Raw genomic sequence first — 18,518 nt, 5'->3', positions numbered from 1 at the left:
TGCCCTAGTCATATAGATTTTATCGATGAGTTTGCGCAAACGTTAACTAATCAGTCACGAATCCTCATTGTGGGTAAGGATTTTTGTTGCGGTCATCTTTTTGCTATATATAATGTTCTAAAGCAAAATATTTTGATAAATGTCAAAAAAAATTGAGAGCGAGTGATAAAACTTGCCCATAATTTGTGCTCTGCCTCTCAGGTAGACACCTTTTTCATCCTCGTGAGCAAAGTGACAAACCAATGTTTGTTGCTTGTAATCCCTCTAACTACTCAGTGAGCTGTTGTTACTTATTATCACAGTCATCAAATGAGCCGCAGCCTTTGGAATTGAGGCCGAGTAGATACATAGAATTTATCGGTTGGAGTAATCGAGCCGAACCCCATTTATTCATTTTGTAGAGGATTGTCATTGTGACAAAAATTATCGTAGTAGGCGGCGGTGCTGGTGGTTTAGAACTAGCAACTAAGCTAGGCCGCACTTTAGGTCGTAAGAAACGTGCCCAGATTACTCTGGTAGACCGTAAAGCAAGCCACCTATGGAAACCATTGCTTCATGAAGTAGCCACTGGCTCATTGGATGAAGGTGTTGACGCGCTGAGCTACCGCGCACACGCGAAAAACCATTGCTTTGATTTCCAAATGGGCAGCCTGAACGATATCGATCGTGAACGTAAAGTGATTGCGTTGAGCGAGTTGACTGATGAGCACGGTGAGTTACTGATGCCAAGCCGTGAACTTGAATACGACATTCTTGTGATGGCGTTAGGTTCAACGTCAAACGACTTCAATACCCCAGGTGTTCGTGACAACTGTATTTTCCTTGATAGCCCAGAGCAAGCACACCGTTTCCGTACAGAAATGAACAACCAGTTCTTAAAGCTGCACGCTAAGAATGGTCAAGGTACGGTAGACATCGCGATTGTTGGTGCTGGCGCGACAGGTGTTGAGCTTTCTGCAGAACTGCACAACGCAGTGAAAGAGCTTCGTACATACGGTTTTGGCGACCTAGATTCAAGCAAGCTGAACGTTAACCTTGTTGAAGCGGGTGAGCGTATTCTTCCAGCTCTTCCTCCTCGTATTTCCAGCGCAGCACATTCAGAGCTAACTAAGCTTGGCGTCAACGTGCGTACAACGACAATGGTTACACAAGCTGATGCTGACGGTCTAACGACCAAAGATGGTGAGAAGATCCCAGCACAGATCATGGTATGGGCTGCCGGAATTAAAGCACCAGATTTCATGAAAGATATCGGTGGTCTTGAGACGAACCGTATTAACCAGTTGGTTGTCAAAAACACGCTGCAAACTACGCTTGATGACAACATCTTTGCTATCGGTGATTTGGCGCAATGTACACAAGCGGATGGTTCGTTTGTTCCACCACGTGCGCAAGCGGCTCACCAAATGGCAAGCTGCGCATTTAGCAACATCATTGCTAAGCTGAACGGTCGTGACCTGAAAGACTACATCTACAAAGATAAAGGCTCACTGGTTTCACTAAGCCGTTTTTCTACAGTAGGTAGCTTGATGGGTAACCTGACTAAAGGTTCGATGATGGTTGAGGGACGTATTGCTCGTGTAGTTTACATCTCTTTGTACCGAATGCATCAGATGGCACTTCACGGCTTAATCAAAACATCACTGATGATGCTGGTTGGTCGTATTAACCGTGTCCTTCGTCCAAACCTAAAGCTTCACTAATCAGGTAAGCCTTCGACGGTCATTACGCTGATAATAAAAAATAGCTCTGCGGAGCTCTTTTTTGATCGTGTCGAGTACGTGTTATTACGGATTGTTACTCGATTAAGCGATTAAAGCGATTAAAGCGATTAAAGCGATTAAGATAATGTAGGTAACACAGAATAAACCACGCCATCTTTCGGTTTACCGTTAAAGATAAAGCGATTCTTTGCAATTGCTTCACGTTCAGCGCCACATTTCTCGATCAGCTTTTGACTGGGTAGGTTCTCTGTATCGCAGACAATCTCCAAACGCGTCAACTTGAGCATTGCGAAGCAAAATTCAAATAGGGCAAGCATTGCTTCTTTCGCGACCCCTTTTCTCTGAAATTGATCGCCCACCCAATAACCTAAACTTGCCATATTAAAGGTGTGGTAAAGCTCATTTATGGCCACCATGCCGACTAACTTTTCGCTTTTTCGTTCGAAGATACCAAAGCCAAACGCATCGGCTTTAACCCAGTTTAAGCGAGTCGCAAGAATGAATCTCTCGGCCTCGACGGTCGAAAACTCGTCGTGGCACCAGTCGAGCCATGGCAATAAACTCGGGGAGGATTTAACCAGCTGCGAAAACTCTTGAGCGTCTGAGGCTTCAATGATTTTTAGGTTGAGGTGTTGAGTATTTATCTGAAAGTCAGGGCTCATAAGAAATACCGAATTACATGTAAGTACTGAACAAAGGATTCAGTGCAGAATAAAGATAGATAGCACTTAATAAAACGCCCTCACTAGGAGGGCGGATTGAATTATTTATATAATTATAGCCGAATCGGCAAGTAACTTACTGCGCCACGCGTCGAACTTGAATAACCATTCCAAGAAGTGGGTGGTCAAGGTAGTGAGTTTCTGTACTGCGCATACGACGTTTTTGGTCCATGCGGTAGCTCTTAAGAAACTCTTGGACTTCAACCGTCGGAGAAATCTCCGTTAGATTACCCACTTGCACGTTACTTTCTGCACCACTTACAGGTGAATCTAGCTCGATTTGTTGCTCTTGTAGAGTCACTTCACGAACGCTCGGCGCTTTTAAATCCAATGTCGTTTCAGCGTATAGATAGTGCTGAACGTAGATTTGCAGCTTGCCGTCTAACTCGTAAAGCGGCTTATCGATAGTCTCTTCTTGAAAACCATTCGGATTTGATGCAGTTACTGCACCTTTCTCAGAACCGTCGGCATTAAACTGTTTAGAGAAGTCTTTACCGGCCTGAATATGGAAAACCGGTGCCGAGCTTTTGCCTTGGTCGCCTTGACGCCAAGCGGTATGCATCAGAACTTCAAAGCCTGCGTGTTTGCGTAGCTTATCTTTCTGAGGTGTTAACTTGTATTCCGAGTAAGGCAGCATCTGCACGTCTTTCTTCGCTCGGTATTGGGTATCTTGAAATGAACCTACGCGCTCAAGTGAAATCTGAGGCTGTGTGTTTGGCCAAGATTCATTCACTTTTTCTGCATCAACAGCACGCTTAAAAATGATCACTTCTATATCAAATTGTCTCTGCGCCAAACTTGGCAGTGAGACGAACAATAGTAGCAGTGGGATCAGTCTTTTCATTTTTACTCCGTCTTCCAGCCGAATTACCGGCTGGATAATTTATATGTGCAAGTGGATTGGGTCTTATGCCGAAGGAAGCAAGTTCTGTCTGAATTCGCCCAATAAATCACTAACAAATTGAATTCGTTTCCGTCTGTCGACCAATGGTATCGTAAACTTGAACTTTGTTGGTCCTTCCATTGAAAACTTTTGCGGTTGAGATTGCAACAGTTTAACAAGGTAGGTCGGGTTTATGTCAGCATCCGGGTAGAATTCTAAGAATCCACCTTTATCATGAGCCTCAATTTTCTTCGCTTTGATAGACGCCGCGGCTAATTTTAGCTCTGAAACTGACAACAAGTTCTTGGTAGCATCCGGCAGAAGGCCGAAGCGATCAATCAGCTCGACTTTCAACTCTGCCAATTCGTCGGTGTCACTCACACTCGCAATACGCTTATAAGTAGACAAACGTGTATTGATGTCTGGGATGTAGTCATCCGGCAACAGTGCTGGCAGGCGCATCTCAATTTCAGTTTGTTCACGCAGTAGGTCATCAAGCGATGGCTCTCTACCTTCTTTCAATGCTTCAACCGCTTGCTCAAGCATCTCCATGTAAAGCGTAAAGCCAACCGACTGGATTTGACCACTCTGTTCATCACCTAACAGCTCACCCGCGCCACGAATCTCTAAATCATGGGTTGCTAGCGTAAAGCCTGCACCTAAGTCTTCAAGTGAAGCAATGGCGTCTAATCGCTTGACGGCATCTTTGGTCATTGCTTTCGGGGGAGGTGTTAGCAAGTAGGCATAAGCTTGGTGGTGAGATCGACCCACACGCCCACGCAATTGGTGCAACTGTGCTAAACCAAGGTTATCGGCTCTGTCCATTAAGATGGTATTGGCTGTTGGTACGTCGATACCGGTTTCGATGATGGTTGTACACACTAGCAAGTTAAAACGCTGGTGGTAGAAATCATTCATGATGCGTTCTAGTTCGCGCTCTCGCATCTGGCCATGAGCCACGGTGACACGCGCTTCTGGAATCAGTTTCTGTAGTGATTCAGCCGTCTTTTCAATCGTGTCGACTTGGTTGTGTAAGAAGTAAACTTGACCACCACGCATGATTTCACGAAGTACCGCTTCTCTGACGATCGCGTCATCACTCTCACGGACAAAGGTCTTTATTGCTAAGCGTCGTGCTGGTGGTGTTGCGATGATTGACAAGTCACGCATGCCGCTCATTGCCATGTTCAATGTACGTGGAATTGGCGTCGCGGTGAGCGTTAGGATATCGACATCCGCACGCATTGCTTTCACTTTTTCTTTCTGACGCACACCAAAGCGGTGCTCTTCATCGACAACCAACAGGCCAAGGTCTTTAAACTGAAGGTCACTTGAAAGTAACTTGTGAGTACCCACTAAGATGTCGACCTTACCGTCGGCGACATCTTGCATGATCGATTTCTGTTCTTTGGCTGATTTGAATCGAGACAGAACCTCAACACGAATCGGCAAGTTGGCGAAACGGTCGCGGAAGTTTTCAAAGTGTTGCTGAGCAAGTAACGTTGTCGGTACTAACACGGCCACTTGTTTGCTGTTATCGGTACACACGAACGCGGCACGCATTGCGACTTCTGTTTTACCAAAACCAACATCACCACACACCAAGCGGTCCATGGCTTTTGCTTGGCACATATCAGACATTACCGCATTAATTGCCATCGCTTGGTCATCGGTTTCTTCAAACGGGAAGCCAGATTTGAAGGTTGCGTATTGACCACGATCGAGCACAAATTTGTAACCCGGCTTAAGCTCACGCTTGGCGTAAACATCGAGCAGTTCGGCTGCGACGTCACGGACTTTCTCTGCAGCGCGCTTACGAGCTTTCTGCCATGCTTCACCGCCAAGTTTATGTAGCGGTGCAGAATCTTCAGCACCACCAGAGTAGCGGCCAATTAAGTTCAGAGATGCAACTGGTACGTAGAGCTTGGCATCGTTTTGATACTCAAGTGTTACGTATTCGGTTTTCATACCACCCGCTTCTAGGGTCTGCAGGCCTATGTAGCGACCAATACCGTGGTCAATGTGAACAACCGGTTGGCCCGGTTTAAGTTCCGCTAAGTGACGGATTACGGTGTCGCTGTTTACGCTTTTCTTATCTTTTTTTCGACGCTGAACAACGCGATCACCCAATAGATCACTTTCACAGATAAGGGCGATGTTTTGCTCTTCGTGGATAAAGCCATGCTCAGCAGAACCTAGGATCAGGGTGAACTTATCTTTACCTTTAATTGCCGCGTCGAGGTTTTCAACTTCGCTTGGACGAACTTTGATGCCTCGAAGCAATTCACTTAGAGCTTCACGGCGGCCTTCAGACTCAACCGAAAAGACCACTTTTCCGTCGAAGGTTTCAGTGAACTTTCTTAAGTTAGACAACGGTTCTTTATTCTGATGTTGAACGCTGAGATCTGGTAGAGACGTAACTGGAAGGTTGGTACGCCCAGCTTTTTCTTCAATTGAATCTAAGCTCAGATTGACCTGTGGCTTTTGTTTGAAGTGTGCGAACAGTTCGTCTTTCTTTAACCACAGTTGTTCAGGTGTGAGCAGCGGTCGTAATGGATCAACACCGCGTTGTTCGTATCGATGAGAAACGTCGGTTAGGAACGAATCTACTGCGGTCTCGACATCACCTAGAACGAGGATTTGCGCTTCATCGGAAACATAATCAAACAAGGTTTCGGTGTGCTCGAAGAACAGCGGTTGCCAATACTCAATACCAGCAGGCCACGTGCCTTTAGAAACCTGCATATAAACCGATTCTGGTTCACGGCGCGCATCAAACTGTTGGCGCCAACGAATACGGAAATCTTCAATCGCTGTTTCCGAGGTTGGGAATTCGTGAGCAGGCAGCAGTCGAATCTCAGAGATGTCTTCGATAGAGCGCTGGTTTTCAGGATCGAAAGTACGGATCGTGTCGATCTCGTCATCGAAGAAGTCGATACGATACGGGTCTTTGCTGCCCATTGGGAACAGGTCGAGAATAGAACCACGGCTAGCGTATTCACCCGGGCCAAACACTTGGTCAACATAGCGATAGCCCGACTTTTCGAGTTGCAGACGTAATTTCTCTAGTGAATAGAGATCGCCTGTTTTCACCATTAACGTGTGTTGTAGTAAGAAGTCGCGCGGTGACTGGCGTTGCAATAACGTGCTGATCGGAACGATCGTGATGCCATCTTTTAGCGTTGGCAGTGCGTAAAGGCGTGCTATACGATCTGAAATGATCTCTTGGTGCGGAGAAAAACTGTCATAAGGCAGTGTTTCCCAGTCTGGGAATAGTGCGACTTCATGTGCCGTAAACTGTTCAATTTCAGATTGAAGCTTGAGTGCGATCTGAGGATCAGGCACTGCAAGTAAAGTATGGTTGTTATGCTGCTCCGCTAGTTTAGCGATAGTAAGCGCGAGAGATGAACCAACTAGGTTACCGATGTGCTTTTTGTCACCGGCACCTTTGAGCTTAGGTAGTGTGAAAATGGATTGTTTTGTCATGTCTATTTACTTGTTATCTCGTTCTAGAGAGCGTTGACGTAAGAGCTTTTGTTGTTGATGGAGCGCAGCCTTGATCAACAAGTCTTGGTCAGTATCACGAAGATGAGCATATTTGAATTTGATTTCGAAGCCTGAATCTTTAGGTTCGCTAGCGAAGACCTCCGCGTAGCAATAGATAGCGGCGGCAGGGTGCTCGATAAAGAGCTTGGCTTTAACTAAGCGACCCGCTTCGATATCTGTTTTGGAAAAACACGAGAACTGACTCGCGCCAAATGAATACGTGTGGGTACGAAATTGTTCATCATCTTGTTGCGATAACATAAAGCTCAACAAGAGGTTTAATTTAGAGTTCTGTGCATCCAATAAACTGATGACATTCTTCAAGTCGCTGTTTTTCAGTTCGTTGCGAGCACTGTCAGCTAATAGATCCAATTGGCTAAATTCACTTGCCACTACAAAAGGGGCAGGGATCTCTGATTCGAACTGAATCTGAGAAGGTAAAGCGAAGTTACTGTCCATTGGCTCAATATTAGCGGTAAGGCTGTGGTGAACGGTAAAAAACTCTTGTTCTGTCATGCGTTAGTTCCTTGAAGTGATCTATTGATTATCGCTATGTGGCCGCAGTAATCAAGGTCAGTTAATTGAAAGTCTCAAATAGTTGTTTGAAAGTTAGCTATTTGACAAGGTTCTGTTTTTCAAGCCTAACTAATTGAGTTAATTCACTCTATATTTTCAATTAACCCCTACACAGTAACGGCAATACCCGTTACATTAACCCGCATCTCCTTTAGATGGTTCAAAGTATGTTTCATCCTATTTCATTGTTTGTTGGCCTGCGTTATTTGAAAGGCCGTTCAGGTGATCGCTTTAGCCGTTTTGTTTCTTATATGTCGACAGCCGGAATTACCATTGGTGTGCTGTCTCTGGTTACTGTTTTGTCGGTAATGAATGGATTCGAAGCGCAGTTAAAAGACCGAATTCTTGGTGTCCTTCCTCAAGCCGTCGTTTACGAGCAAGGAGGCACAACGTCACTTTCTGCTCAAGCCCCTAGCTTTGCGGAGCAAATGTCGCTCAATGGCCACGTAGAACCTATTGTTCGCAGTGAAGCGGTGATCCAAAGTCCTGCTCAGTTATCTGCGGGCTTGTTAATCGGTATTGAGCCAAATTCAGATGACCCTCTTCAGAATCATTTAATTGCTGGCAGACTGTCTTCACTCAAAGCTGGTCAGTATCAGCTTTTCCTTGGTCATACCTTGGCAAGAAACTTGAAAGTGTCTATGGGCGACAAAGTTCGCTTAATGGTCACCAGTGCCAGCCAATACACACCGTTAGGGCGCATACCTAGCCAACGAAATTTTACCGTAGCTGGCATTTTTAACACGGGTTCGGATATCGATGCTCAATTGATGGTGACAGATATCAACGATGCTGGGCGTTTGATGCGCTATAAATCAGACACCATTTCAGGCTGGCGACTGTTTTTTGATGACCCATTTGAAGTGGCAGAACTATCAAACCAACCGCTACCGGAAGGTTGGGTGTGGAGCGATTGGCGAGACCAACGTGGCGAGCTATTCCAAGCCGTTCGAATGGAAAAAAACATGATGGGTTTGATGCTTGGGCTGATCATTGGTGTTGCTGCGTTTAACATTATTTCTGCGCTTATTATGGTGGTGATGGAGAAACAGTCCGAAGTCGCCATCTTAAAAACCCAAGGTATGCGTGATGGTCAAGTCATGGGGATCTTTATGGTTCAAGGTGCAAGTAGTGGTGTGATTGGCGCATTATCTGGTGGCATCCTGGGCGTGATTTTAGCTTCGAACCTCAATACTATTTTAGAGGCGATGGGTGTTGCTCTGTTTTCATTTGGTGGACAGTTGCCAATATTGATTAATCCAATCCAAATTGCGGTTGTTGTGGTTCTGGCTATTGCACTTAGCTTGATTGCCACTGTATTCCCTTCTTATCGTGCATCGTCTGTAAAACCTGCTGAGGCCCTTCGTTATGAGTAATTTCCTTCAATGTAATGATATCCGTAAAACGTACCGTGAAGGCTCGTTAGATACTGAGGTTCTCAAGGGCGTCAGCTTCGAAATAGAAAAGGGTGAGCTAGTAGCAATCATTGGTACATCCGGTTCAGGTAAAAGTACGCTATTGCATATTTTAGGGGCGTTGGATGATGCTTCTGATGGTAGTGTCAGCTTTCTCGGACAAGACTTAGCGTCTTTGAGTTCGAATAAGCAGGCCAAGCTTCGCAACCAGCATCTTGGCTTTGTTTATCAATTCCATCATCTTCTTTCTGATTTCTCAGCGTTAGAAAACGTAGCGATGCCGTTGTTGATAGGTGGAGAGAAGCCAGCGAAAGCTAAACAAGAAGCACAGTTGCTACTTGATAAAGTGGGGCTAAGTCATCGTGTTGACCACCGACCTTCAGAACTTTCAGGTGGTGAGAGGCAACGAGTGGCAATTGCTCGTGCATTGGTGAACAAGCCTGCGCTAGTGTTGGCGGATGAGCCGACTGGTAACCTAGACCACAACACAGCACTTTCTATTTACGACTTAATGCGCGAACTGAACCGTGAGTACGATACTGCCTTTTTGGTTGTGACTCACGATGGTGAACTTGCCGGTAAGATGGATCGCCAACTTCACATGCAAGATGGTTTACTGGTCAACGTAGAAAAAGAGGATAGCTAAGTGTTTTCTTCTTTATCTCTATTGATAGGCGGCCGATTTAGCCGGGCGAAACAACGAGACAAAATGGTGTCGTTCATCTCCTTGTCTTCGACAATTGGTATTGCTGTTGGTGTCGCGGTAATCATTATCGGCTTATCTGCAATGAATGGTTTTGAGCGAGAGCTTCAATCACGAGTACTTTCTGTCATTCCTCACGGTGAGTTTGAGGGCGTGAATAAACCAGTAACTCGCTGGGAGCATGTGATTGAGGAGTCGGTAAAGCACGATAAAGTCGTTGCTGCTGCGCCTTATGTGAAAATTACCGCGCTTGCCGAAAAAGGCAAAGAGTTGAAAGCAATTGAAGTTCGCGGCGTTGACCCACAACTTGAGCAACAAGTATCGAGCCTATCGAGTTTTATCGATAAGCAAGCTTGGAGCGATTTTAAGGCAGGGCAACAACAAATCATTTTGGGCTCTGGTGTGGCCAATGTACTTGGCGCGAAAGTCGGTGATTACCTGACTCTGATGATCCCGACGGTGAATGGGTCGGTTAAGGTTCAAGCAGCTAAACGTGTTCGAGTCAAAGTGGTTGGCTTGCTGACGCTTAATGGCCAAATTGACCACAGCTTAGCTTTGATCCCGATCGGCGATGCGCAAATTTACGCAAACCTAGGCGAGGCAGTGACAGGGGTTTCTTTAAAAGTGACCGATGTTCTGAACGCGAACTCTATTGTGCGTGAGGTGGGTAACCAGCTTGATGTGTATGTGTATCTACGAAGCTGGCAACAGAAGTTTGGCTTCTTGTATCGAGATATTCAGTTGGTTCGCACCATTATGTATCTGGTGATGGTACTGGTTATTGGTGTTGCTTGTTTCAATATTGTCTCGACATTAATGATGGCAGTAAAAGACAGAGCATCAGAGATAGCGATTTTAAGAACCATGGGCGCATCGGACGGCCTTGTGAAACGCATTTTCGTTTGGCAGGGCGTATTCTCCGGTGTGTTAGGTAGTTTGGTGGGCAGTGTAATAGGCGTGTTAGTGGCGCTTAATCTCACGACACTTATCAAAGGGCTTGAAAGGCTAGTTGATCACCAGTTCTTGTCCGGTGACATCTATTTTGTCGACTTCTTGCCATCACAACTCGATATGACGGATGTTGTTGTGGTTTCAGGTACAGCGATTGTATTGAGCCTATTGGCGACATGGTACCCAGCATCACGAGCAGCCAAGTTAAACCCTGCCTCGGTGCTTAGCTCGAAGTAATGCGCTGAGTAATACTTCATGTAGCATGATAGACAAATGGCATACACAAAAAAGGATCCCTGATGGGATCCTTTTTTTGAATTCAATCTGCATTCTTTACGACTGTGGTTACATCCCAATATTGCAGAGTTCTGCGGTTCATCTGACTTTAACTTGTGTGCGGTTTAAGTGAAGCGCATACAAGGATAGATTGAACGACAAGGAAAAGTTGTCAGTACCTTGCTTGACGCTTCTTCCAACTTCTTACTACTGAGTAACGCCATAACCCGCGAATACCAAAGTAGCCAATCATTGCTGAAACCACGCCACAAATCAGGCAACCCAGTAAGAAAGGAGGCCCGATTGTATTCATTTGCGCCAAGATGAAGTCCCAAGACAATTCGAAATGGAAGGCTTGAGGTGGTACATGCATAACAAACGCCCCGACTTTATAAGCAAAGTAGAAGAGAACGGGCATAGTGACCGGGTTACTGATCCAAACAAGTGCGACAGCCAAAGGTAGGTTAACGCCACATGCGACAGCAAGGCCTGCAGACATAATCATTTGGCTTGGTAGAGGGACAAACGCCATGAATAACCCAACAGCGAATGCGCCAGCCGCAGAGCGACGATTAAGACACCATAAGTTGGGGTTGTACAAAACATTGCCAAAAACTTTCAATGCTTTCTGACGCTTGATTAGCTCATGGTCAGGCATAAATCGTTTGATAAACTTTCTTGGCATAGGAGGAAGCTACTCTCTTGTTTAACACTTGGTTCTTGATTTCATTTGCTGCGACAGTTGTGTCTGCCAGCTTCTGGCCTGTGATGCCTCATTGGGTTTGGGCACCATTGATGCTGTTGTTACTACTAGCATCAACAAAGTATAGCGTTTTCCGGAGTGCAAGAGGTCTAGCAACAGCATTGATACTAGTTATCTGCCTAGGGAATGTAATTGAAATACAAACGAGTCGCTTATTTCAATCAGGGCAGAATACTACCATAAATGCTTCGGTTGTTAGCCTTTTTAGTGAAAATAGCCACGGTTTTGAAAGCGTAATAGTAGCTAGATCAATTGGCGGCGAAAAATTAATCTTTCCTCAATTAATAAAATTACGTTTGTTTACTCCTTTTAAGTTAACACTCGGAGATGATGTCAATTTATCTGTGTATATAAAGCCTGTATGGGGCAAGCTCAATGAAGCAGGCTTTGATTTAGAAAAGTATCTTTTTAGTGCAGGTGTGGTTGCCAATGCAATTTACAGATCTGGTACAAAGTATCGCATTCATACCAATAGCAATTTACGGTCCTATTGGTTTGAAAACAGTCTTGAAAGGTTAAGTCAACTGGCAAATCAAGACCTCATTATGGCTTTGAGTTTTGGTTATCGAGACCTTATTCACTCTCAGCGTTGGGACTTACTTAAAAGCAGTGGTTTGATTCACTTGATGGCTATTTCGGGGCTGCATATTGGGATTGCCTTTGGTATCGGCTATCAAGTAGGAAAGGTATTCAGGTTACTATCATCTTCACTTCTTTGGTTGCCCACAATATTCGGAGTCGGCTTAGCCTATTTCTACAGTTGGTTTGCTGGGTTCACGCTGCCCACCTTGAGAGCTTTGGTGATGTGTATTATCGCCAGCTATTTCTTGTGGCGTGGGCAAAATATCAGTTTGTTTCGGTATGTCGCCTTAAGTCTGTGCGTGGTTCTGCTAATTTGGCCATTTTCAGCATTATCGAGTAGCTTCTGGTTGTCTTTTGGTGCGTTAGGTGCCGTTCTTTACATTGCGTTAAATAGTCAGTCATCCGATTCAAACTCAACATTTATCGACCGAGCACTGCAGCTCTTCAAGATTCAGTTAATGCTGACATTCCTGATTGCTCCCTTTTCGATGCTGTTCTTTAATGGGGTCAGCTTAGTCTCTGTTTTCTACAACTTGCTCCTTTTACCTTGGGTGTCGATGGTGGTTATTCCACTATTGTTCCTGGCAATGTTCTTTAGCTTAATATTGGCGCCAGTATCAGGTGGCGTTGGCTTAACTACATTCAACAATGGTTTGTCTGAACAATTATGGATGTTGGTCGACTTATCGCTTGAGCCTCTCGTATTTAGTCTTCCTTTCTCTGAACGATTTTGGTTTCAAGTGGATAATCACACGATTGAGTTGTCTGTATTCCTCATCTTGTTTTTCGGTTTTGTCAGTCGATATTTCAAGCGAGCACTATCTATATTGATTATTACCGTGTTTGTACTGTGGTGGGAGTTCGGCAAGCCTCAACAAGACAAACTAACTATCGATATCTTGGATGTTGGTCACGGGTTGTCTTTGCTCTTAGAAAAGAACAATCAGATTGTTGTTTACGATCTTGGTAACGCATGGCCAGGAGGTTCCATTGTCGAATCCTTACTTATTCCTACTTTGAATCAGAGGGGAATTCATGAGTTGGAGGGTGTAATAGTGAGTCATTTCGATTCTGACCACGCTGGTGGCTATCCGTCGTTACTTGAAAATTACAACCCTAAGTGGTTAAGAGCCAGTCAGAATATCAGTCAACAAGGACAATCTACGATTCAAGAATCGTCAAATATTCAAGCATGTATTTTAGGAGAAGTATGGACTTGGCAAGGGGTTGCTTTTGAGGTCTTGTGGCCTCCCAAACAAGTGAAGAGGGCGTATAACCCACATTCGTGCGTGGTCAGGCTTTTTGACCCCGCTCTAGAGTTCTCGATGTTACTTACTGGTGATATTGAATTGGTCAGTGAGTGGTTACTTGCACGCGAAGGCGAACGGCTTCGAAGTGACGTAATGCTTGTTCCTCATCATGGTAGCAATACGTCTTCGATCGCCAGTTTTAATGAGGCCGTTTCACCTCAGTTAGCGATCGCTTCTTTGGCCAAAGGCAATCAATGGGGGATGCCGAGTGAATCCGTTATTGAACGTTATCACGACGCAGGGAGTGCTTGGCTTGATACTGGAGAAAGCGGCCAAATAACCATCAGTATTGGTCAAGAAGGTTGGCAATATCATGAGATTAGAGAACAACAAGGCAGACAGTGGTATAGGCAGATGCTTCGTAAGGGAGTAGAATAGGAAGATTATTGTGAGAAAATTAAGCGATTCTATGTCAACACAAACAGATGAAACTACCTGGGTCACATTTAAAAGACTTTGGACTTATATTCGACTATATAAGGCCGGCCTTGGTGTTGCGGTTATTGCGCTTATTATAAATGCTGTCACTGATACCTACATGATTTCCTTACTAAAGCCGTTACTTGATGAAGGCTTTGGTAATGCAGAATCTGACTTTTTACGTACGCTCCCTCTCATTATCTTTGTCATGATGTTCGTTCGTGGCATCAGTGGCTTTGTTTCAACTTATTGTTTGAGCTGGGTTTCAGGCAATGTGGTCATGGAAATTCGACGTAAAATATTCAGCCATTTTATGCATATGCCAGTTTCTTTTTTTGATAAAGAGCAGACTGGTGCGCTGCTATCTCGAATTACTTACGATTCAGAGCAAGTCTCTGCGGCAACCAGTAAAGCACTAGTCAGTATTGTCCGTGAAGGCGCAAGTATTATTGGCCTGTTGACGCTGATGTTCTGGAATAGCTGGCAGTTGTCTTTGGTGTTGTTCGCTGTCGCCCCTCTTGTCGCATGGGCAATCAGTATCGTATCGAAGCGATTCAGAAAGATCTCTAAGAACATGCAAACCAGTATGGGTCACGTCGCTTCTTCTGCAGAACAAATGCTGAAAGGACATAAAGTCGTTCTAACGTATGGCGGACAAGATCTAGAAAAACACCGCTTTGACCAAGTTAGTAACCAAATGCGCCAACAAAGCATGAAGCTAATCACTGCTCAAGCGGCCGCTAACCCAATTATTCAGATGATTGCCTCACTTGCAATCGTAGTTGTTCTATTCCTTGCTAGTGTTGATTCAATTAAAGCAGAGCTTACTCCTGGTACGTTCACTGTTGTGTTCTCGGCGATGTTTGGTTTACTACGCCCACTAAAAGCTCTGACTAACGTAACGTCTGAATTCCAACGTGGTATGGCAGCGAGTACGACCCTATTTGGTTTGATGGATCTAGATACGGAACAAAATAAAGGTACGTTGAAGCCTGAAACCGTAGCGGGTGAAGTCGAAGTAAAAGATGTGACATTTACCTACCAAGGTGCAGAGAAAGCAGCGCTTGATAAGGTCAGTTTTAATATACCGAAAGGCAAGACAGTCGCACTTGTCGGCCGTTCAGGTTCGGGTAAGAGTACCATTGCCAACCTATTTACTCGTTTTTATGACGTAGACTCTGGCTCTATTGAGCTTGATGGTCACGACATTCGTGATTATGAGTTAAGAAATCTACGTGAGCACTTCGCTCTTGTTTCCCAGAATGTGCACCTATTTAACGATACGGTTGCGAACAACATCGCTTACGCAGCTGAAGAACAGTATTCACGTGAACAGATCGAACACGCGGCTAAACTTGCGCATGCAAGCGAGTTTATCGAAGGCATGGAAAATGGCATCGATACGGTTGTTGGCGAAAATGGCGCGAGCCTTTCTGGCGGTCAAAGACAGCGTATCGCGATTGCACGTGCTCTATTGAGAGATGCACCTGTTCTGATCCTTGATGAGGCGACATCTGCATTGGATACCGAGTCAGAAAGAGCGATTCAATCTGCGTTAGAAGAGCTGCAGAAAGACAAAACAGTACTTGTTATCGCACACCGACTTTCTACTATCGAGCAAGCTGATGAGATTCTTGTGGTCGATGATGGGCATATTGTAGAAAGAGGTGCACATGCCGAGCTCATCGCCCTTGATGGCGCTTATGCACAACTACACCGAATTCAGTTCAGCGGATAAGATTAGGTCTTGTTGTGATCGAAAAGATTTGGTTTAACAATCATCCGTTAAAATACCTTCTTTGGCCGCTACTGTGGCCATTGAGTCTGCTTTTCAAAATGATCAGCGGTCAAAGACGTGACGCCTATCTATCCGGTAAAAAAGAGACTTACCGTCCGCCCTTACCAGTAATTGTTGTTGGTAATATTACCGCTGGCGGCAACGGCAAAACACCAGTTGTGATTTGGTTGGTAGAGATGCTTCAGGCTCACGGCTTTAAGCCCGGCGTTGTTTCTCGAGGTTATGGGGCGAAAGCACCAAACTATCCGTTAGTGTTGGATGAAAGCACGCCAGCAGAGCATTCTGGTGATGAACCACGGTTGATTCGAAAGCGAACGGGGGCGCCTGTAGCGGTTGACCCTGTACGTGCAAACGCAGTAAAGGCTTTGCTGAGCGAAGGGGTTAATGTCATCATCACTGACGACGGCCTTCAGCATTATGCACTTGAACGCGATATTGAATTTGCTGTTATCGACGGTGCGAGACGCTTTGGTAGTGAGTGCCTAATTCCTTTGGGCCCATTAAGAGAGCCTATATCTCGTTTAGATGACGTAGACTTTTTGGTTAATAATGGCGGTAAAGCGCGCGGGCGAGAGTTCTCGATGTCTTTGCTTCCAAGCCAAGCGGTTAACCTGAAGACGGGTCAGAAAAGGTCTGTGGCAGAATTACAGAAGCTGGTGGCTTTTGCTGGTATCGGTCACCCACCACGCTTTTTCAAAACATTGGAAGATCTTGATGGTGATGTGGTTTTCACACAGGGCTTCGCCGACCATCAAGATTTTGATAAAGATGAACTTCATGCCTTAGCTAAGAAAGGTATGAATCTGATTATGACAGAAAAAGACGCTGTAAAATGCGAAGAATATGCTCAAGATAACTGGTGGTATCTTCCAGTTTCTGCGCAGTTTGATGAAGATTCGCAACAGCAAATTTTAAAAAGAATAAAAGAGGTTATGGAATACTATGGATCACCGTCTACTTGAGATTGTTGCTTGCCCTGTATGTAAAGGTAAACTAACTTTTGACAAGGATAAGCAAGAACTTGTTTGTAAAATTGATCGCCTTGCTTACCCAATTAAAGAGGGTATTCCTGTTCTTTTAGAACCTGAAGCTCGCACCGTTTCAATGGATGAGGGTAAGTAATGTCTTATACGGTTGTTATACCTGCAAGATACCAATCGAGCCGTTTACCAGGGAAGCCACTTGCTGACATTGGTGGAAAGCCGATGATTCAATGGGTATACGAACAGTCAATGAAGGCGGGTGCCGATAACGTTATTATCGCTACCGACGACGCTCGAGTTGAAAAAGCGGCCAAAGCATTTGGCGCGACCGTTTGTATGACATCACCGAATCATGAATCAGGCACTGAGCGTTTAGCTGAAGTGATTGAAGTTATGAAGATTCCAGATGATCATATTATCGTGAATGTTCAAGGTGATGAGCCACTTATCCCACCTGCGATCATTAATCAGGTCGCGAACAACCTTGCGAACAGTACAGCTCCGATGGCAACACTCGGTGTGGAAATTACTCATGCTGACGAAGTGTTTAATCCTAACGCCGTAAAAGTTGTGACCGACAAAGATGGGTATGCCCTGTACTTTAGCCGAGCTACTATTCCTTGGGATCGCGATGCTTACGCGAACAATGGTACAGCTGCTGAATCTCCACTGCTTCGTCACATTGGCATTTACGCTTACCGTGCGGGTTTTATTAATACCTATATCAATTGGGAACCAAGTACCCTTGAGCGCATTGAGTGCCTAGAGCAGCTACGTGTACTTTGGTACGGTGAAAAAATCCATGTAGACGTTGCGGCAGAAGCACCTGCAGCTGGTGTTGATACGCCAGAAGACCTAGAAGCGGTTCGAGCTATTATTGGCTAAGCGTCTTTTAGCGACTACTTCTTTGCTCTACAAAAATGCAAAATCATGAGCCTTGCTTATCGCGAGGCTTTTTTATGCCTAAAGAGAAGCGGATGACAGCCTTATTTATCTAAGTTAACGGAGATTGAGTTGGTTGCATGGGTTTCTGTAGCATCACCCCGGAATTATCTGAGATTTACCTCGCTCGACTTGCAAATTTTCTCTATAATATGCCGCCTATAAAGTAGTGGCGAATCGCTAGTACAGAATAAAACTTACGACAAAACGTGGAGTAAAAGATGCCTTCTCAAAGCCCAGTGATTACGGTTGATGGACCAAGTGGTGCAGGTAAAGGTACCCTGTGTATGTTACTAGCAGATAAGCTAGGCTTTCATCTTCTAGACTCAGGCGCGATCTATCGCGTATTGGCTTTAGCGGCAATTCACCATGGCGTGGATACTGAATCAGAAGATGCTTTAGTACCGCTTGCAACTCACTTAGATGTTCAGTTTATCGCTGAAGGTGAGCTAGTGAAGGTTATCTTAGAAGGCGAAGATGTGTCTGGTGAACTTCGTAAAGAAGAGACGGGCATGGCGGCTTCAAAAGTCGCTGCTTTACCTCGCGTTCGTGAAGCACTGTTACGTCGTCAACGTGCTTTTAGCGCAGCTCCTGGTTTAGTTGCAGACGGTCGTGACATGGGAACCGTTGTATTTGTTGAAGCTGAAGCGAAAATATTTTTAGATGCAAGTGCTGAAGAGCGCGCGAGTCGTCGCCTTAAACAGTTGCAACAGAAGGGGTTAGATGTTAAATTTGACGACCTTTTGAGCGAGATCCAAGAGCGAGACGATCGAGATCGTAATCGCCCAGTGGCGCCACTTCGCCCTGCAGAGGATGCTCTAGTGCTTGATTCCACCTCAATGAATATTGAGCAGGTAGTCGAAAAAGCACTACACTATATTGAATCGAAACTGGCTGGGTAATTTCGCCGAGCTAGTACGAACG

General features: G+C 45.1%; 15 protein-coding genes. 10 read left to right on the top strand and 5 right to left on the bottom strand.

Going from position 1 to position 18,518, the window contains the following annotated elements:
* The first annotated feature begins 413 nt into the window (after positions 1-413).
* Complete coding sequence (locus AB6C75_RS02950) at positions 414-1,703, top strand: NAD(P)/FAD-dependent oxidoreductase (protein WP_017096883.1); 1,290 nt, start codon at positions 414-416, stop codon at positions 1,701-1,703.
* A 137-nt stretch (positions 1,704-1,840) separates the two neighbouring features.
* On the opposite strand, the gene AB6C75_RS02945 is transcribed toward AB6C75_RS02950, so the two are convergent.
* The 4 genes from AB6C75_RS02945 to AB6C75_RS02930 form a co-directional block, all read right to left on the bottom strand.
* A complete protein-coding gene (locus AB6C75_RS02945) occupies positions 1,841-2,386 on the bottom strand; it encodes a GNAT family N-acetyltransferase (protein ID WP_372106802.1) in 546 nt (181 codons plus the stop codon).
* 136 nt (positions 2,387-2,522) lie between these two features.
* Positions 2,523-3,290, bottom strand: coding sequence for a peptidoglycan binding protein CsiV (locus AB6C75_RS02940; protein WP_372106800.1), 768 nt, complete (start codon positions 3,288-3,290; stop codon positions 2,523-2,525).
* Positions 3,291-3,353: 63 nt separating this feature from the next.
* A complete protein-coding gene (gene mfd, locus AB6C75_RS02935; protein ID WP_372106798.1) occupies positions 3,354-6,815 on the bottom strand; it encodes a transcription-repair coupling factor in 3,462 nt (1,153 codons plus the stop codon).
* A 6-nt stretch (positions 6,816-6,821) separates the two neighbouring features.
* Positions 6,822-7,391 (bottom strand): hypothetical protein, encoded by a 570-nt coding sequence (locus AB6C75_RS02930; protein WP_009847150.1) that lies wholly within the window; start codon positions 7,389-7,391, stop codon positions 6,822-6,824.
* Between the two features lie 227 nt (positions 7,392-7,618).
* Between AB6C75_RS02930 and lolC the strand changes: the two genes are divergently transcribed.
* Genes lolC through lolE form a run of 3 tightly spaced genes read left to right on the top strand, consistent with a single transcriptional unit; the run spans position 7,619 to position 10,757 of the window.
* Positions 7,619-8,827, top strand: coding sequence for a lipoprotein-releasing ABC transporter permease subunit LolC (gene lolC, locus AB6C75_RS02925; protein WP_009847149.1), 1,209 nt, complete (start codon positions 7,619-7,621; stop codon positions 8,825-8,827).
* The gene (gene lolD, locus AB6C75_RS02920; RefSeq protein WP_372106796.1) at positions 8,820-9,512 is read left to right on the top strand and encodes a lipoprotein-releasing ABC transporter ATP-binding protein LolD; all 693 of its coding nucleotides are present in this window, start codon (positions 8,820-8,822) and stop codon (positions 9,510-9,512) included. The genes lolC and lolD overlap by 8 nt, the downstream gene beginning before the upstream one ends.
* On the top strand, positions 9,513-10,757 hold the full coding sequence (lolE, locus tag AB6C75_RS02915; protein ID WP_372106794.1) for a lipoprotein-releasing ABC transporter permease subunit LolE: 1,245 nt from the start codon (positions 9,513-9,515) through the stop codon (positions 10,755-10,757).
* A 211-nt stretch (positions 10,758-10,968) separates the two neighbouring features.
* Here lolE and AB6C75_RS02910 read toward each other — a convergent pair whose 3' ends face one another.
* Complete coding sequence (locus AB6C75_RS02910; protein ID WP_009847146.1) at positions 10,969-11,481, bottom strand: DUF2062 domain-containing protein; 513 nt, start codon at positions 11,479-11,481, stop codon at positions 10,969-10,971.
* Between the two features lie 215 nt (positions 11,482-11,696).
* On the opposite strand from AB6C75_RS02910, the gene AB6C75_RS02905 reads away from it, so the two are divergent.
* From AB6C75_RS02905 to cmk, 6 genes are all read left to right on the top strand, one after another.
* The gene (locus tag AB6C75_RS02905) at positions 11,697-13,829 is read left to right on the top strand and encodes a DNA internalization-related competence protein ComEC/Rec2 (protein WP_372106827.1); all 2,133 of its coding nucleotides are present in this window, start codon (positions 11,697-11,699) and stop codon (positions 13,827-13,829) included.
* A 31-nt stretch (positions 13,830-13,860) separates the two neighbouring features.
* Complete coding sequence (msbA, locus tag AB6C75_RS02900) at positions 13,861-15,609, top strand: lipid A ABC transporter ATP-binding protein/permease MsbA (RefSeq protein ID WP_009847143.1); 1,749 nt, start codon at positions 13,861-13,863, stop codon at positions 15,607-15,609.
* Between the two features lie 14 nt (positions 15,610-15,623).
* Entirely contained in the window at positions 15,624-16,631 is a 1,008-nt protein-coding gene (gene lpxK / locus AB6C75_RS02895; RefSeq protein ID WP_372106792.1) for a tetraacyldisaccharide 4'-kinase, read from the top strand.
* Positions 16,612-16,791, top strand: a complete 180-nt coding sequence (locus AB6C75_RS02890; protein ID WP_004736429.1) for a Trm112 family protein — start codon at positions 16,612-16,614, stop codon at positions 16,789-16,791. The genes lpxK and AB6C75_RS02890 overlap by 20 nt, the downstream gene beginning before the upstream one ends.
* Positions 16,791-17,537 (top strand): 3-deoxy-manno-octulosonate cytidylyltransferase, encoded by a 747-nt coding sequence (kdsB, locus tag AB6C75_RS02885; RefSeq protein ID WP_009847141.1) that lies wholly within the window; start codon positions 16,791-16,793, stop codon positions 17,535-17,537. Before AB6C75_RS02890 ends, kdsB begins: the two co-directional genes overlap by 1 nt.
* 278 nt (positions 17,538-17,815) lie before the next feature.
* The gene (gene cmk / locus AB6C75_RS02880; RefSeq protein WP_009847140.1) at positions 17,816-18,496 is read left to right on the top strand and encodes a (d)CMP kinase; all 681 of its coding nucleotides are present in this window, start codon (positions 17,816-17,818) and stop codon (positions 18,494-18,496) included.
* Positions 18,497-18,518: the final 22 nt, after the last annotated feature.

Source organism: Vibrio sp. 10N.237.312.B06 (genome assembly GCF_041464685.1).
Taxonomy (GTDB): Bacteria; Pseudomonadota; Gammaproteobacteria; order Enterobacterales; family Vibrionaceae; genus Vibrio; species Vibrio tasmaniensis_A.
Note: the sequence above shows the minus strand (reverse complement) of the source record. Positions and strands in the feature narration are given on the sequence as shown.